Below are 15,845 nucleotides of genomic sequence, written 5' to 3'. Positions count from 1 at the left end.
TTTTAAAAAAACAAAAAAACACGACCATTTGATCGTGTTTTAATAATAGCTTTTTATTTTGTTATATTCTTCGGTTGTTATTTCTGGAAGAATTGTTGTTTTCGCCTCTGTTGTCGTTATTTCTATTAGATTCAGCTCTTTGTGCCGGAGCGCCAGATCCTGGCATATTTCCTCTGTTTTGATAATTTTCTCTGTTGTTTTGTTCTCTTTGAGGACTATTTTCTTGTCGAGGTGTATAGGATCTTGTTATTGGACTTTGTTGTGTTTGATTTTGTCTGTTGTTTTCTGCGTTATTTTGATTGTACGCTCTATTAGATTCTCTTTGGGTGCTGTTTTCTCTTGAGTTATTAGCAGTATTGTTTGGATTGTATTCTCTGCTTGGAGCTGTTTGAGTTGTATTTCCACCTCTTGAGCCGTAAGCATTGTTTTGATTATTTTCTCTGCCTGGAGCTGCTTGAGTTACATTTCCTCCTCTTGAGTTGTAAGCATTATTTTGATTGTTTTCTCTGCCTGGTGCTCTTTCAATATTGTTTTCTCGGGAACTGCTTCCATTGTTTTGATTGTAGTTTCTTGATGGTGCGTTTTGTCTGTCAGCTGCCGATCTGTTTTCAGAATAGTCTCTTGCTGTATTTTGTCTGGAGGTAGAATTATTAGCTCTGTTTTGAGAATAGTCTCTTTGTGTTTCTCTTCTTTGAGGAGCATTGTATTGTCTACCGGTTGTGTTTCTACCAGTTGGGTTGCTATATCTAGAAGAACCTCTTCTTTGATCTAAATCGTAACGATTAGAGTAATTACTGTATCTTCTTGTAAATGCATAATTTGGATAACGTCTTTCATAAGCATTAGAACGTCTGGTGTTGTATAGGGAAATAGCCAGATTACTTCTTCTGTAGCTTACATAATTGTAGCTGTTATGAAAATTTAAGCACAAACTAATGTTGCTTCTGTATCTGAACACTGGATATGGATTCCATGCATAGTAGTAAGATGGATAATAATTCCAGTACCAGCTTGAAACATAAGGGCGGTAATTAGAAACCCAAAAAGAAGCATAGATTAATGGTGTAGAATAATATACCGGTTCGTATATGTAATTAGGACCATACATATATTCATTACCTACAAATTGTACTTGCACTCTGTTGTAGTTGTCTCTTACGATATCGATGGTTGCCACATCTTGGTATACATCACGACCTAAAACAGCTTGGATAATAACTACGTGGGTATTGTATTCTGCAGTTTCTATTACGCGTAAATAATCTACTTCGTCGTCATTATTTAAGTCTAAATTAGAAATCTGAAGTTCAGGGTCATTCAAACGTCTTTCAAAATCTTCCAGATTTCTAGAGTCTCCAAAAATTGATGCAACAGCTCTCAAATCGAGATTGTCGCTAATTTCGTTACTCATGGCGTTTACCGTTGTTCTATTTTGAGCTTCTGTTTGTGTGATAAAAAAAGAAGCTATGATGCTTAAAAATATTATTTTAGTTTTCATGGTGACTGTTTTTTTATATTATAATTTGCGATATCCAATTACTGTGCCAATTAATTAAAGAGGCTTTTTGGAGTTGTGATATGCAGTTTAAAAACGTATAAAAACAGCTTATAGTATAATGAAAAAAGCCGTTTCATTAAAAAATGAAACGGCTCTGTTTACTGTTGTATTATTTATCTCTTCTTTTACCTCTGTCTCCATATTGTTGGAGTAATTTTCGATTAAAATCATCTTCAGCTTTTTTTAATTTGATGATTTTTATTGCCGGTAAAATGCTTCTCAAACTTTTACTGAATTTTTTTCGCAATAAAAATAATTCTTCTTCAGAGGCTTCCATTTGCGAAAGTAACATAGCAGCATCTCTTTCGTTCATTTTGCTAAGTGCATCATCACTGAATTTACTTTTATAGGCTTTCATTTTTTCATGTCTTATTTCAAATTGTTTATTGTCATAAGCATTGTAAAGTGGCCAGAATTTTTCAGATTCCTGAGAGCTCAAATCAAGTTCGGTGGTTAAAAAAGCTACTTTTAAAGCTCTGATTTGCTCTTTTTTATCGTTTATGTTTTCTTGAGCATGAAAGCTACAAGTAAATAATAGTAGTAGTAAGGCTAGGATTTTTCTAAAATTCATCTTCCGTTTTTTTATATTATTCTATGATGTAATGTTCTAAATTGTTGTTGCTGATTAAAATATCCTCGATAGTTTTGTCTTCTAAAGCGATATTAGTAGTACTGCTGATGTCGTTAATATCCTCTTCGTCCAGTACATTTATTAAATCATATTGATTCATATTAGACTGATAACTTAAGTAATTTTCTAAAGTTACCGGATCTAATTCGTTTGAACGGCTCGCATTATTAATTATAGAAGGGATAAGTAAAGCCAGAACAAAAATAGCGGCAACCATCATAATGATTGCTTTCTTTTTCTGGAATAGCGAAATTGTTTTTGGTTCGTTTTTAGGCAATTGTTCTATTAGATTCGCTGAAAACTTTTCAAAAAAATCGTCTTCGGGAGTTTTGAATCCAGATTCAATTTTAGGGATTGTATTTAATTTAAATTCTTTCATGATATCTATTAGACTAAATGAAATGTAAAAGGTTTAATTTGTTGTTAAAAGTGCTTCTATTTTTTTTACTGCATGATGATAAGAGGCTTTCAGCGCACCAACTGATGTCCCTAGAATCTCTGAGATTTCTTCATATTTTAATTCTTCAAAATATTTCATTTTAAATACTAATTGTTGTTTTTCAGGAAGTGTTGCAATGGCTTTGTGTAATGCAATTTGAATATCGTTTCCATCAAAATAAACATCAGCTTTAAGATTGTCTATTGCTTTACTTTGTAAGGTTTCGGATGAAATTCCGCTTTTTTTTGCTTTTTGATTTAAAAAAGTCAGGGCTTCATTAGTGGCAATGCGGTACATCCAGGAAAATAATTTGCTTTCGCCTTTAAAATTTTTAAGATTTTGAAAAACTTTGATAAAGGTATTTTGTAAAACATCGGCAGTATCATCATGATCCAAAACAATGTTTCGAATGTGATTATACAGCGGCTTTTGATAGGTATGCAACAGCTTTTGAAAAGCATCGTTTTGCGTTTTCGGATTTAATAACTGTTGTATGAATTCCTTTTCGTCCAGCAAAGTCTTTTATTGAATTAGATGTAAAAGTTGTGATATGGTTTAATGGACGAAAAGAAATTTTTTAAAATTCTGATTCTTCCTCTGCTTTTGGTTTGGATTCTTCAGTAGGATTGTTTTTCTCTACTGCTGTTGCCGGATAGTATGTTTTTTCTTGGGGAACTACTTTTGGTACAATAGGAATATAAACTTCCGTAACCCATTTAGATGTATTTTTAATTTCATTTTTACCTGAAGTATAAATTTCTAAATGTGAAAAAATAGGATTTGGAGTTAGTTTATTTTGATTTAAATAAGCGACAGTTTTAGCGTAAGCTGTTTTTAGGTGCGAATAGTCTCCGGTCAATGTTGTTTTGGCACCTTCAAAGGCTTCCAGTTTTCCTGATATAATTTCGCTTCCTGCACTAAAAAAGATAGCATCTCTAATGGCAATACCTATAGTGATTTTAGCAAGTCCCTTTGCGGTATCATAAGTGTGGTAAATGATAAAAGGTTTTCCGCTAATTACAATATTATTTTTTTTGCAAAAAGTAGTCAGTTTAGGAATTACAATTTTGAAGTTTTTATTGACTTTGACTAACTCACTGGTGAAAGTTTGCCCTATATAATTCATAACGGGTTTTTGAACTGTCCCATTATTAACAGTCGAAAAGGTGTTTATTTCATAGTCTAACGCTTTGTCAAGGTTAACCAAGCTTTTTTCGTAAATAGTTCCAATTACTTTATCGACACCACCATTTAAAGCGGAATAAATTTTAAAGAAAAAGCCCATTTTTCCTTTGGTTTTCCAGCTTACTTTGGTTCCGCCAACAGTATCTTTAAAATGCCAAAAAACAGTAGAGTCAGTTCCTTCAAATTCCATTGATTGTACAATACTATCGTTTTCTATGACTCTGATAGTATGCATTTCGCCACTGCCGTCTTTTCCTTCCCAGGAATACGAAGCTCCTTTGCCAATAGTGTTTTGTGCGTAGTTCACTTTTATTTCAGGATCTTCAGTTGTCCATGAACCAAAATCACTCCAGTTTCTGTAATCATTGATATAATTATAAACCGAAGATCGGGGAGAATTAATAATCTTACTTCTTTCTACAAGGTAATCCCCTTTTTGTGTAGCAACGAATATAGATAATGCGACTAAGCTAAGTAAAAATAAAAGAAAGATATATTTTAAAATTCTCATAGTAAATTGATTATTTTCTGTTGTAAAGTTAGAAATTTTATCAATATTCGAAGCTATGAGCGCAAAAATTATAAAATGAGGTGTTTTATTGTCGAAATAGAAAAGAATTCTTCAATATTTCTAAATTAAAGCTTGTAATTAATTAAAGAAAAAAATAATAGTAAAAACGGTTGTTTTTAAAATTAACTGATTGTTTTTGTGGGTATTGTGTTTTTGGTTAATCGTGTTGTAGTTTGTTTTTTTTGAGTCCCAAAGCATTTTAATTAATGTTTGAAAAATATTTTTATCAGGAATAAAATTGCAATAAAAATAAAGAACCCAATTAAGATTTTATAATTTCCTTTGTAAAATATCTTGTGTGTTTTGATGTCTTTTCTGTAAGAAATAATCATGACGATCACAAAAGCTATAATAAAACATAGTGCAAATAATAATTGTCCTTGGCTAAACATAATTTTAAAAATTTATTGCAAAAATAGTCAAATGTTTAGGATTAGTTACTAATTTGCGTTTCATTTAATCAATAATAATTTATGCAAAAGCAAATCAATTCTGTTAAGGAATTTCATAGAGCATTTGGCATAGGACATAGTGAAAATCCTATTGCCGACTTAGGAGAGACAAAAAACACACTTCGTTATCATTTAATGAAAGAAGAAAACGAAGAATATCTGGAAGCAGTTAAGAATAATGATTTGGTTGAAATTGCTGATGCTTTGGGAGACATGATGTATATTTTGTGCGGAACAATCATTGAGCACGGACTTCAGGACAAAATTGAAGCTGTTTTTGATGAAATTCAAAGAAGCAATATGAGTAAGCTGGGTGAAGATGGAAAACCTATTTACCGTGAAGATGGAAAAGTGATGAAAGGGCCTAATTATTTTAAACCTGATTTCTCAAAAATATTAGATAATTTCTAATAGAAATAAGCAGTACTAAAAAAGGCGATTTTCAATTTGAAAATCGCCTTTTTCTTTATTCTTAAAATAAGGAAATTATATTTTTACAGTCCAACCAAAAGTGTCTTCTGCTAATTTGTGTTGAATGTTTGTCAATTTTTCTTTCAATTGTAATGCAATAGAATCTTCTATTTTAGGTAATTCATAATATTCGTCTTTGTATGCAAATCCTTTTATAGGACTAACTACAGCAGCAGTTCCTGCACCAAAAATTTCTTTTAAGCTACCATTTTTAATTCCTTCAATCAATTCAGAAACAAGAACCGGACGCTCTTCAATAGCGATTCCTTCTCTTTTAGCCATGTCAATAAGACTTTTTCTGGTAACACCGTCTAAAATTCTTTCACTTGTAGGAGCAGTTACTAAAGTATCATTGATTCTAAAGAATACATTCATTGTTCCTGCTTCTTCTAGCTTAGTATGCGTTGCATCGTCAGTCCAGATGATTTGTTGGAAACCTTCTTTGTTAGCCAAGCTAGTAGGGTAGAATTGTCCGGCATAATTTCCGGCTGTTTTAGCAGCTCCAATACCACCATTGGCAGCTCTACTGTAATGCTCAGCAATAAGTACCTTAACTTCTCCTGAATAATATGCTTTAGCAGGTGATAGGATAATCATGAATTTATATTCGTCAGAAGGATTAGCTACAACTCCAAAACCAGTTGCAATCATAAAAGGACGTATATACAAAGTGTTTCCTAGACCTTTTTTAATCCAGGCTTCGTCTAATTTTAATAATTGGTTAAGTCCTTCTGTGAATAATGCCTCAGGAACTTCAGGCATTGCCATTCTAACAGCTGAGCTGTTAAAACGTTTTATATTTTCATCAGGTCTAAAAAGCCAGATGTCGTCATTATCATCTTTATAAGCCTTCATTCCTTCAAAAATGGCTTGGCCATAGTGAAAAACTCTTGATGATGGATCCATCATAAAAGGAGCATAAGGCTTGATTGTTGGGTTTTGCCATTCTCCATTTTTAAAATCACATTCAAATAAATGATCAGTAAAAACAGAACCAAAATTTATGTTGTCAAAATCTACTTCGTTAATTTTCGTTTTAGGTGCTTTTATAATTTCAATTTTGTTGGCTTGAGTTGTACTCATAATAATATGTTTTTTATTTTTTTGAATGTATAAATGAAGCTTAAGTATAAAATTTCACTTTATGATGAACTAAACTTTGATTCCTGCAAAATTAAATAAAAAAGGACAAAAAACTTGCTAAAACTTTAATAATTGTTACTATTGAATAGGATTTTCTCATATTCAAAAAAAAATAAAAAAAAATACAATCTTTTATATGAAATATGCAATAAATCAAAGTTTTTTGAAATTTTGTATGCCTCTTTTTGAGTAAATTTGGTCACTGTTTAATGCAGATTCAAAAAATAGTAAAGAAAATTGAAAAGAGAAATAATACAGACTAAGGACGGTTCTACAACAATTCATTTGGAAGAATGGAATGAGAGTTATCATTCAAAACACGGAGCTATTCAAGAAGCCAAACATGTTTTTATCAAGAATGGACTTTCGTTATTTAAAGATAAAACCCTTTCTATTTTAGAAATTGGTTTTGGTACAGGACTTAATGCTTTTATTAGTTTTTTAGAAGCTCAAACAATGGGGCAAACCATTAATTATGTTGGAGTAGAGGCTTATCCGGTTGCAGCCGAGGAAATTTTGTCTATGAATTATGTAGATGAATTAAATGCTCAAAGTCAATTGGAAATATTTGAAAAAATGCACAAATTCAATTGGAATGAAAAAATGATGTTAAGTGATTCTTTTTCGTTAACCAAAAGACAACAGTTTTTTCAAGATATTGATGATGTGGCACAATTTGATTTGATTTATTTTGATGCTTTTGGTTACAGAGTTCAGCCCGAGTTGTGGAGTACAGAAATTTTTAAAAAAATGTACGACGCTCTAAAAGAAAACGGAGTTTTAGTAACTTATGCAGCCCGAGGAGTAGTAAAACGAAGTATGATTGAGGTAGGATTTAGAGTTGAAAAACTGGAAGGTCCTCCTGGAAAAAGAGAAATGTTTAGAGCTTTTAAGTAAAAAATTAGAAAAGCATTATTTTTTAGTCCGTAAATAATAATAATTGAAAAATAACGTTAAAGTGTAAAATGTGTTTTTAAAATTATTACTTTTATAAAGCGCTAAGAAAAAGATGTTTAACCTTAAAAACTATTGATCCATTATGTCAAAAATTATGTTTGATTATACCAAATCGATATTAGAAAGAGTTAGTTTTGATCCTGTTCTTTTCTGTAAAGAACTTGAAAAAGCCATAAAAGCACTCTTACCTTATGAATTACAGCAGTTAAAAGAGTGGTTGACATCTTTTATAATAGAAAAACCAGAGTTAAAACCTTCGTTGTTAATTGTAAATATCTAAAGAAAAGGAATCTAAAAATAGATTCCTTTTTTTATGCGGTAAACATTTTTTCTATTATAAAAGAGAGATTTTACAATACATCAATTTTGTAAGTTAAATTTTTTAATTTTATTTAAGAAATGTATTTAATCCGATTTTATGTGTTTTTTAACGGTTTTTGAGTTGTAAGTTAAAATTTATTTTTTGTAAATTACACTACTTTATTTAGAATAACTTTTAAAATTATTAGATATGCCAAGAATGATATATGATTACACAAAGTCAATACTGGAAAGAGTTAGTTTTGCTCCTGATTTATTTGTAAAAGAACTTAAAAAAGCAGTTAGGAATCTATTGCCTCACGAAATAGAGCATCTTCGAAACTGGCTTTTATTTTTTACAAAAGAAAAACCCGAATTGCAAAAAAGTCTTTTTATAGTGGAAAGAAATTAATCTTAAAAATAGAGTCAGGAAATTTAGAAAATCCTGACTCTATTTTTTTTGCAGCGGACTTATGATTTCTACATTTTGAAAAACAATAGCTCCTTTTACTACACCGGCTATGGTGCTTCTTAATGCTTCTATAATCTGTATTTTTAATTCACTTTTTGGAAAAATAAGACTCACTTCACGGGCTGGTTTTGGTTCTGTAAAATGGCGCAATTTAATTTTGTCAGATTCTTTTAAATCTAAAGTGTGTAAATAAGGCAAAAGCGTGGTTCCTAAACCTTCATCGGCAAGTTTTATTAATGTTTCAAAACTACCACTTTCTATTTGAAAATGATTGCCTTCGTGTCTTGTGTTGTTTTTACAAAGATTTAAAATTCCATCTCTAAAACAATGTCCGTCTTGTAGTAATAGAATTTCATCAATGTTTAAGTCGGCTACTTCAATCTCCTTTTTTTGAAAGTTTTGGTGGCTTTCAGGGATGTAAGCTACAAATGGTTCAAAGTATAAAACAATTTCCTTGATTTTTTCTTCCATCAACGGCGTGGCAGCAATTGCGGCATCTAAATGACCATTGTTCAGTTTGGTGATAATCTCTTCGGTATTTAACTCTTCGATAATGAGTTTTACTTTAGGATGTTTTTTGATGAAATTATTTAAAAACATCGGTAATAAAGTAGGCATGATAGTTGGGATGATACCAAGTCTAAATTCGCCACCAATGAATCCTTTCTGTTGTTCGACAATATCTTGAATTCTATCGGCTTCGTTGACAATATTTTTGGCCTGGTTAACTATTTTTTGACCAATATCAGTCAGTTGAATGGGTTTTTTAGTTCTATCGAAGATTTGAATATTAAGTTCTTCTTCAATTTTTTGAATTTGCATACTCAAAGTAGGCTGTGTTACAAAACATTTTTCGGCAGCGAGAGTAAAGTTTTTGTGTTCGGCTACTGCCAATACATATTTAAGTTGGGTGATTGTCATGAAATAGAGAATTTTGATACAAATATAAAAACAATCAATTTAATTTATGGTTAAAAATTGAAAGAATTAAAAGTAATAGAGGGTTTTTTTAAGAGATTACTGTTTTGTTTTTATGCAAAATTTTGAAAAAAAATGCTAATAACTTACGTTTAATTTGCTTTTTTAAGTTTAATTTTGTCCTTATGAAATTAATAGCGCGCTTTTTTTTATTTCTTTTCATAGCTTTTTTATCAACTCCTACAATTATAAAGTTGATAGAGAAGTCTACTGATACGTCTATGTTTTATAGTATGTCAGAGGAAGAGCTTGCTAAAAAAGAAGTGAAACATATACTTTATATTGCTGCTTCCACTTCTACTTTCGAATTAAAAACTACTGTGCTTAGAAGTTTGATTCTATCTGAGAACTTGTCGAAACATGATAATGTTTCAAGAACTATTTTTACCCCGCCTCCCGATAGAGCATAATACATTCAATTAGACTTTTTAGAAATTTTTGACCGCATTTATAGATTATACGGTCAGGAGTTACATGTAATTTATTGTAGTATTATGACAAAAAAAATTAATCTTTTTGCCAACCTTAAATCTGATTTTGCATCTGGTTTAGTGGTTTTCTTGGTGGCGTTACCATTGTGTTTAGGTATAGCAATGGCTTCTGGCGCACCACTTTTTTCGGGTATTATTGCTGGTGTTGTAGGAGGGATAGTGGTAGGTTATTTAAGCCAGTCTCACATCAGTGTTTCAGGGCCAGCGGCTGGTTTGACAGCAATTGTTCTTACAGCAATAACTGATTTGGGAGCTTTTGATATCTTTTTATCGGCAGTTTTTATTGCGGGTTTGATTCAATTAGCATTAGGTTTTATTAAAGCGGGAAGCATTTCGAATTATTTTCCAACAAATGTTATCGAAGGAATGCTTGCAGGAATTGGAATTATAATTATTCTAAAACAACTTCCACATGCGTTTGGATATGATGCTGATTTTGAAGGAGATCAGGCTTTTTCTCAAGTTGATGGTGATAATACATTATCATCATTGTTTCAGGTATTCAATCATTTTCAATTAGGGGCAATAATTATAACCTTAGTTTCCTTGGCAATACTTATTTCCTGGGATAAAGTTGCTTTTTTTAAGAAATTCAAATTAGTTCCGGGAGCTTTAATCGCTGTTATTTTTGGGATTGTTTTAAATGAAATTTTCATTAGTACAGGGAGTTCTCTGGCTATTGCTGACGAGCATTTGGTTTCTTTACCGGTCCCTACATCAATTGATGAGTTTAAAACAATTATTGTAGTGCCTAATTTTGCAGGACTTGCAAATCCTCAGGTTTGGACTGTAGGAATCACAATTGCTATTGTTGCCTCTATCGAAACATTATTGTGTATTGAAGCTTCGGACAGATTAGATCCGCAAAAAAGATATACTAATACTAATGTGGAATTAAAAGCACAGGGAATAGGGAATATTGTGAGCTCGCTTTTAGGTGGTTTACCAATGACTTCTGTGGTAGTTCGTTCTTCTGCAAACTGTAATGCAGGAGCTAAGTCTAAGATGTCAACCATTATTCATGGAGTTTTATTGTTGTTGAGCGTATTAATTATTCCGGTGGTTTTAAACAAGATTCCATTGGCAACTTTAGCAACGATTCTGATTTTAGTAGGTTACAAATTAGCAAAACCATCAACAATTAAACATTTCTGGGAAAAAGGAAAGTATCAGTTTGTTCCTTTTATAGCCACTATGGTTGCTGTTGTTGCAACTGATTTACTAAAAGGAGTTATGTTAGGGATTGTTATCAGTGTCATTTTTGTTTTGAAAGGAAATCTAAAAAGAGCTTATACTTTCAAGAAAGATGAATATGCTGATGGAGATATTATTCACATTGATTTGGCGCAAGAAGTTTCTTTTTTGAATAAGGCTGCAATTAAGAGTACATTGAATTCTATTCCTGAAAATTCTAATGTGGTTATTACAGCCCATGATACGGTATATATTGCTCATGATATCTTAGATTTAATCAAAGAATTTAAGTCAACAAGAGCAGTAGATGAAAACATTAAGGTGAAATTGAAAGGCTTTAAAAAGGCATATCAGTTAGAGAACTCTGACGAAGTACCTAATCACGTAACGATTGAGCATTATTATGATGTTGCCAAACGAGTAATGGTAAAAAAAGAGGTTTTTTAAAAACCATAGTAAAAAAATAAAGTTAAACAGAATAAAATTAAATTGAGATGGTTGATTTTTATAAAAAAATATTAGATAATAACAAAGAATGGGTAGAAAGATCATTAGAAAAAGACCCTAATTATTTTGCAGATTTAGCCAAAGGACAAACACCACCATTGTTGTGGATAGGATGTTCAGATAGTCGTGTTCCAGCAAATGAAATAATTGGTGCTAAGCCAGGTGAGGTTTTTGTACACAGAAATATTGCTAATATGGTAGTACATTCTGATATGAATATGCTAAGTGTTTTGGATTATGCTGTTAATGTTTTAAAAGTAAAACACGTAATTGTTTGCGGACATTATGGTTGTGGTGGTGTAAAAGCGGCAATGGGGAATCAGTCTATAGGTATTATTGATAACTGGATTAGACACATTAAAGATGTGTACCGTTTACACAATATTTACTTAGATTCTATCCAAGACGAAACGGAACGTTTTAATACTTTTGTTGAAATTAATGTTAAAGAGCAGGTTTTTGATTTAGCTAAAACATCGATTGTTCAAGCTGCTTGGAAAAACGGACAGGATTTAACCTTACACGGTTGGGTTTACGGTTTGAATTCAGGATTTGTAACCGATTTAGAGGTAAATATGAGTTCCAACTTAGAGTTGGACGAAGTATATCAATTGAGTTTATAAAAAAAAGAAAATCGCCCTTGAGGCGATTTTTTTATTCGTTATCCAGATTTTCATTGAAAGCAGATGGAAGCAGGGTAGGGATAAATTTAATTAAAATAGGAAGTAATAAACTTCCTCCCGGAAGTAAAAAAATAGTTAGAGAAGGGATTGTTTTACAAATGTCCAATAACTGTTTTTTTACTTTCTTTTTTTCTTTTTCATCCAAATCTCTTCGGGTGGAATAAGCCAATAAAATCATTAATTCCTTACTTTGGATGATTTCCTTAAGTAGTCTGTTTTTATTTCGGGTAATCAATGTAATAACACTTTGTGTGGTTTGATCGTAAAAATGTTTTACAGGATTTGAATAATTAAAATACGGAATTTCTTTTTGATATTTAGTTATAAAATCATCCGTATTTTTAATACTTTCCGTTACAAAATCAGTAGGTATTTTAAGGTTTTGAGCTAATTTATGTAAAAAGTAAATTTCTTCATTTTCAATTTCCCCATCACTCCACAATGCCATTCCGGCCATATCAATCAAATAGTATTTTTCTAAATTAGAACTGAAGTAGTCCAAATTGAGTTCGTCTATATTTTGAGTGTTAATTTTAGAAAATTTACTGTAACGTACCGAAGCTTCAAAGAGTTTGATTAATAAATCGTCATAATTAGATTTATTGGTCTTAATTTTTAAGGCTAAAGTAACTACGCTAATTACAGCTTCTTCAATTTTTTTTAGATATTTCTCGGGAATTTTTCCATTGATTAAATATTGTCTAAAGGCTAAAATGTCTATAAAAAGCAAGGCATTAGTAACAATATGGGAAAAGTTTTTATTGATAATGTCTACATTGGTTTGAACTCTGGTATCAATAATTTTTTCCAGATTTAAAGAAGGAGCGCCATTTGGCAATACTTTTTTAAACAAATTAAAGCCTTGTGGATGCATATCATCATAAAAATCAAGGCACTTTTTAATAAAAGCATTGGGATCAACGTCATGAGTTATTGATCCATAAATACCATACAAGGTATTTAATAAAGAAACTTTAGGGATTTCATTTTGAACCCAGCCTTTGGTATCGATAAATGCCGGAGTTTCAAACGAAATAATATGACCGTAGATAAAACCAGTGGCTCTGATTTTTTTGTAAAATAAATCAGCATCCATGAAAACATGCTGTTTCGTGAATTCCTGCTTGATAAAAAATTTATCAATCCAACCAGATGCAGAAGGGTTAATCATAGTCTTATTTTGATGCTACAAAGCTATGTATTTTTATGGTTTTGTTTAAAAAGTTATCTTTAATTAATTAATCAATTTAAGTTAATTTCGTGATTTTATGTTTTTCTCGCAAAATTGGATTATTTCTACAATTCGATTATTCCTGGTTTCTTCACGTTTTGCCTGGCTTAACCAGTATAAATAGTTTTTCCTATAAGAAGGACTGAAATTTTTGTAGTTTTCAAAAGCCAGTTTGTTTTTTTGAAATGCAATTTCTAAATCGGGAGGAATAACTAATTCCTCAACATGGTCTAAACTGCTCCATGAACCATTTTTCTTTGCGATTTCAATTTTTGCCAAACCACTTTCGTGCATTAGTTTTTCACCAATGAGTTTTTCAATATAAGTTTTATTGAGTTTACTCCATGCACTTTTATCCTTTCTGGGTGAGAAAGATTGTTTTCTTTTGTTAGCATCAATTTTCCTTACAGTAGAGTCTATCCAGCCATAACACAAGGCTACCTGAACAGCTTCTTCCCAACGCATGCTTTCAAAAGGGCTGTCTATTTTATAAAAAATTAAATAAACCCCTTTTGAAGTTGCATGATTTTCATGAAGCCAATTTCTCCATTCAGTAGCATTTTTAAAATAATGATGCTCTTTATTTTCCAAAACGGGATAGATTTCTTTGAAATAATTATTTTATGATTGCTGTACAGGCTACTCTTGCACCGGCATTTCCTGCTGGTTGCGTAGTAAAATCATCCGTTCCGTCATGAACAATCAATCCTTTGCCTAAGATGTCTTTGGTTTGATCTCCACAACCAATACACCATTCGTCAGTGGTCATTTTAATGGAACCATTTCCTTTTCCGTCAGCTGTGAAATTACCAATATCACCTTTGTGATATTCGCCAATTCCCCATTTTCCATGTTTTTTAAAGGTTGGATTCCAATGTCCTCCAGCTGAACTTCCATCAGCAGCTGAACAATCTGATTTTTCATGGATATGGATAGCGTGAACTCCCGATTTTAATCCGGATAGTTTAGCCTCGAATGTTACTTTTCCATTTTTTTCAATAAAAGTAGCTGTTCCTGCAACGCTGCTGTTACTTTTGGATTCGAATGCAATATTTAACTTTTTAGTATCGGCTGATTTATTTTGAGGTTTACATCCGATAAAAAGAGTTGTTATACCTAGGGTAAGAAGAATAAATTTTTTCATGATTTTGTAGAATAGGTTTAAAGCTATAAAAATAACACAAAAAGTGCGAAAATCATATTAGTATTTCTATTTTGATTTTTCCCCAACAAAATGATTGGTTGGTGATTTGAATAGAATATTAAAAGAAGTCAAACTACCGTAAATTCGGGTGATGTATTGTTGCAATTCTATTTTTTCAATTTCTTCTATTTTACTTGAGTTTATTTTTTGTTCCATCACGCGTAAACGGTCTCTGACCATCACTATTTTATGAAAAAAAGTGTCAATCGGAATTTCTTTCGAAGCTAAACCGGCCTGACCTGGTTCCAGAATCATTTTCCCACCTTTCCATTTGTCGCCTATGGGAACAATTTCGGAAACATCTGCCCATTTTTTTAGAAGATTACGTAAAGTTGTTTTTACTTCAGAGAAACTTACTGTATCCACTTCGTTTTCAGCGGCTTCAATGATTTCGAAAGTATCATCTAATGCTATTGTTTCTAATCCGTTTTCTATAAAAGTAACCCAATAGTCCGTTGATGAAACATTGGTAATTACTCCTTTCCCGTATTCAGGATGTGCTATTCGGGATCCTATTCCTAATATTTTCATATGTTGATATTTATTGTTTTTTTTATTGGTCATATGTAATTTGCATCTTGCTATTGGTGCTTGCGACCAATTTTTGGATATGCTCATTTCATATGATTTTGTTTTTATCTAAAATAGGAACAATTTTTGTGATTTCAAAAGAAGAAACTTCGTTTAATTGAAGCGTTCTTATTTAGGGAATAGTTTTATATTTATAGAAGTTTATGTTTTGTAAATCAGTACTTATCGTATAAAATAAATAAAATTAGAAATCATGAAAACACATAAAATAGTTGTTTTGCTTTTACTTTGTTGTTCTTTTTTTATAGGTTTTTCCCAAGAAAAAACTAAAAAACAACTCAGAGCCGAAAAAAGATTAGAAAAGGAACGAGAAATAGAAAAATTGATTAATGCTAAAGAATTTGAATTTGTTGCCCAAAATTCAAATTCACAAACTTTTAGATTTGTCGATTTGACCACAAATCCAAACTTTATAAAGTTTAAACCTGATTTTATTAAAAGTGATATGCCTTTTTTTGGTAGGGGATATAGTGGATTAGCTTATGGAGGCAGTGATGCAGGATTGAAATTTGAAGGCAAACCTGAAAAGTTTACTGTGAAAAAAGAAAAGAAAGGGTATATAATTGATGTTGCTATCAAGGGACAACAGGATTATTTTAATATGACACTTTCTGTCTCTTTTGAAGGTAGTACAACATTATCGGTTATTAGTAATAATAGAGCTCCAATTAATTATTTTGGGGAAATAATGCCAATAAAAGAAGAAAAAAAGGAGTAATTGTAATTAGAACTAAAAAACGTCCCATCCCGATAGCTATCGGGATGGGACGTTTTTTTATGCTGAATT

The 15,845-nt window shown here is 31.4% G+C and carries 19 protein-coding genes; 8 read left to right on the top strand and 11 right to left on the bottom strand.

Annotated elements, in window-relative coordinates:
- Positions 1-61: 61 nt before the first annotated feature.
- The 5 genes from EOD40_RS06495 to EOD40_RS06475 form a co-directional block, all read right to left on the bottom strand.
- The gene (locus EOD40_RS06495) at positions 62-1,498 is read right to left on the bottom strand and encodes a hypothetical protein (protein WP_128194088.1); all 1,437 of its coding nucleotides are present in this window, start codon (positions 1,496-1,498) and stop codon (positions 62-64) included.
- Between the two features lie 169 nt (positions 1,499-1,667).
- Positions 1,668-2,129 (bottom strand): sensor of ECF-type sigma factor, encoded by a 462-nt coding sequence (locus EOD40_RS06490; RefSeq protein ID WP_128194087.1) that lies wholly within the window; start codon positions 2,127-2,129, stop codon positions 1,668-1,670.
- Positions 2,130-2,145: 16 nt separating this feature from the next.
- A complete protein-coding gene (locus tag EOD40_RS06485; protein ID WP_128194086.1) occupies positions 2,146-2,568 on the bottom strand; it encodes a hypothetical protein in 423 nt (140 codons plus the stop codon).
- Between the two features lie 33 nt (positions 2,569-2,601).
- Complete coding sequence (locus tag EOD40_RS06480; RefSeq protein ID WP_128194085.1) at positions 2,602-3,144, bottom strand: RNA polymerase sigma factor; 543 nt, start codon at positions 3,142-3,144, stop codon at positions 2,602-2,604.
- Between the two features lie 61 nt (positions 3,145-3,205).
- Positions 3,206-4,324, bottom strand: a complete 1,119-nt coding sequence (locus EOD40_RS06475) for an SRPBCC family protein (protein WP_128194084.1) — start codon at positions 4,322-4,324, stop codon at positions 3,206-3,208.
- A 533-nt stretch (positions 4,325-4,857) separates the two neighbouring features.
- Here EOD40_RS06475 and EOD40_RS06465 point away from each other — a divergent pair.
- On the top strand, positions 4,858-5,247 hold the full coding sequence (locus EOD40_RS06465; protein ID WP_128194082.1) for a pyrophosphohydrolase domain-containing protein: 390 nt from the start codon (positions 4,858-4,860) through the stop codon (positions 5,245-5,247).
- 75 nt (positions 5,248-5,322) lie between these two features.
- Here the strand turns inward: EOD40_RS06465 and EOD40_RS06460 are convergent, their stop codons facing one another.
- Complete coding sequence (locus EOD40_RS06460; protein ID WP_128194081.1) at positions 5,323-6,390, bottom strand: branched-chain amino acid aminotransferase; 1,068 nt, start codon at positions 6,388-6,390, stop codon at positions 5,323-5,325.
- A gap of 297 nt (positions 6,391-6,687) precedes the next feature.
- Between EOD40_RS06460 and mnmD the strand changes: the two genes are divergently transcribed.
- The 3 genes from mnmD to EOD40_RS06445 all read left to right on the top strand — a co-directional run bounded on the left by mnmD (position 6,688) and on the right by EOD40_RS06445 (position 8,119).
- Positions 6,688-7,347, top strand: a complete 660-nt coding sequence (mnmD, locus tag EOD40_RS06455; protein ID WP_128194080.1) for a tRNA (5-methylaminomethyl-2-thiouridine)(34)-methyltransferase MnmD — start codon at positions 6,688-6,690, stop codon at positions 7,345-7,347.
- Positions 7,348-7,489: 142 nt separating this feature from the next.
- Positions 7,490-7,687: a hypothetical protein gene (locus EOD40_RS06450; protein ID WP_128194079.1), complete on the top strand. Its 198-nt coding sequence runs from the start codon at positions 7,490-7,492 to the stop codon at positions 7,685-7,687.
- 231 nt (positions 7,688-7,918) lie between these two features.
- The gene (locus tag EOD40_RS06445) at positions 7,919-8,119 is read left to right on the top strand and encodes a hypothetical protein (protein ID WP_128194078.1); all 201 of its coding nucleotides are present in this window, start codon (positions 7,919-7,921) and stop codon (positions 8,117-8,119) included.
- 39 nt (positions 8,120-8,158) lie between these two features.
- Here EOD40_RS06445 and EOD40_RS06440 read toward each other — a convergent pair whose 3' ends face one another.
- A complete protein-coding gene (locus tag EOD40_RS06440; protein ID WP_128194077.1) occupies positions 8,159-9,100 on the bottom strand; it encodes a LysR substrate-binding domain-containing protein in 942 nt (313 codons plus the stop codon).
- A 182-nt stretch (positions 9,101-9,282) separates the two neighbouring features.
- Here EOD40_RS06440 and EOD40_RS06435 point away from each other — a divergent pair, with 182 nt between their 5' ends.
- The 3 genes from EOD40_RS06435 (at position 9,283) to can (ending at position 11,972) form a co-directional block, all read left to right on the top strand.
- Complete coding sequence (locus tag EOD40_RS06435; RefSeq protein ID WP_128194076.1) at positions 9,283-9,567, top strand: hypothetical protein; 285 nt, start codon at positions 9,283-9,285, stop codon at positions 9,565-9,567.
- An 84-nt stretch (positions 9,568-9,651) separates the two neighbouring features.
- A complete protein-coding gene (locus EOD40_RS06430) occupies positions 9,652-11,289 on the top strand; it encodes a SulP family inorganic anion transporter (protein ID WP_128194075.1) in 1,638 nt (545 codons plus the stop codon).
- Positions 11,290-11,336: 47 nt separating this feature from the next.
- On the top strand, positions 11,337-11,972 hold the full coding sequence (can, locus tag EOD40_RS06425; protein WP_128194074.1) for a carbonate dehydratase: 636 nt from the start codon (positions 11,337-11,339) through the stop codon (positions 11,970-11,972).
- Positions 11,973-12,003: 31 nt separating this feature from the next.
- Here can and EOD40_RS06420 read toward each other — a convergent pair whose 3' ends face one another.
- From EOD40_RS06420 to EOD40_RS06405, 4 genes are all read right to left on the bottom strand, one after another.
- Positions 12,004-13,203, bottom strand: a complete 1,200-nt coding sequence (locus EOD40_RS06420) for an LETM1-related biofilm-associated protein (RefSeq protein WP_128194073.1) — start codon at positions 13,201-13,203, stop codon at positions 12,004-12,006.
- A gap of 81 nt (positions 13,204-13,284) precedes the next feature.
- A complete protein-coding gene (locus EOD40_RS06415; RefSeq protein WP_128194072.1) occupies positions 13,285-13,854 on the bottom strand; it encodes a YdeI/OmpD-associated family protein in 570 nt (189 codons plus the stop codon).
- Between the two features lie 25 nt (positions 13,855-13,879).
- Positions 13,880-14,407: a superoxide dismutase family protein gene (locus EOD40_RS06410; RefSeq protein ID WP_128194071.1), complete on the bottom strand. Its 528-nt coding sequence runs from the start codon at positions 14,405-14,407 to the stop codon at positions 13,880-13,882.
- Between the two features lie 66 nt (positions 14,408-14,473).
- A complete protein-coding gene (locus tag EOD40_RS06405) occupies positions 14,474-14,998 on the bottom strand; it encodes a hypothetical protein (RefSeq protein WP_128194366.1) in 525 nt (174 codons plus the stop codon).
- A gap of 253 nt (positions 14,999-15,251) precedes the next feature.
- Between EOD40_RS06405 and EOD40_RS06400 the strand changes: the two genes are divergently transcribed.
- Positions 15,252-15,776: a DUF4251 domain-containing protein gene (locus EOD40_RS06400; RefSeq protein WP_128194070.1), complete on the top strand. Its 525-nt coding sequence runs from the start codon at positions 15,252-15,254 to the stop codon at positions 15,774-15,776.
- Positions 15,777-15,845: the final 69 nt, after the last annotated feature.

The sequence above is a fragment of the Flavobacterium sufflavum genome (assembly GCF_004016525.1).
GTDB classification, from domain to species: Bacteria; Bacteroidota; Bacteroidia; order Flavobacteriales; family Flavobacteriaceae; genus Flavobacterium; species Flavobacterium sufflavum.
This window is presented reverse-complemented; position numbering and strand designations above follow the sequence as displayed.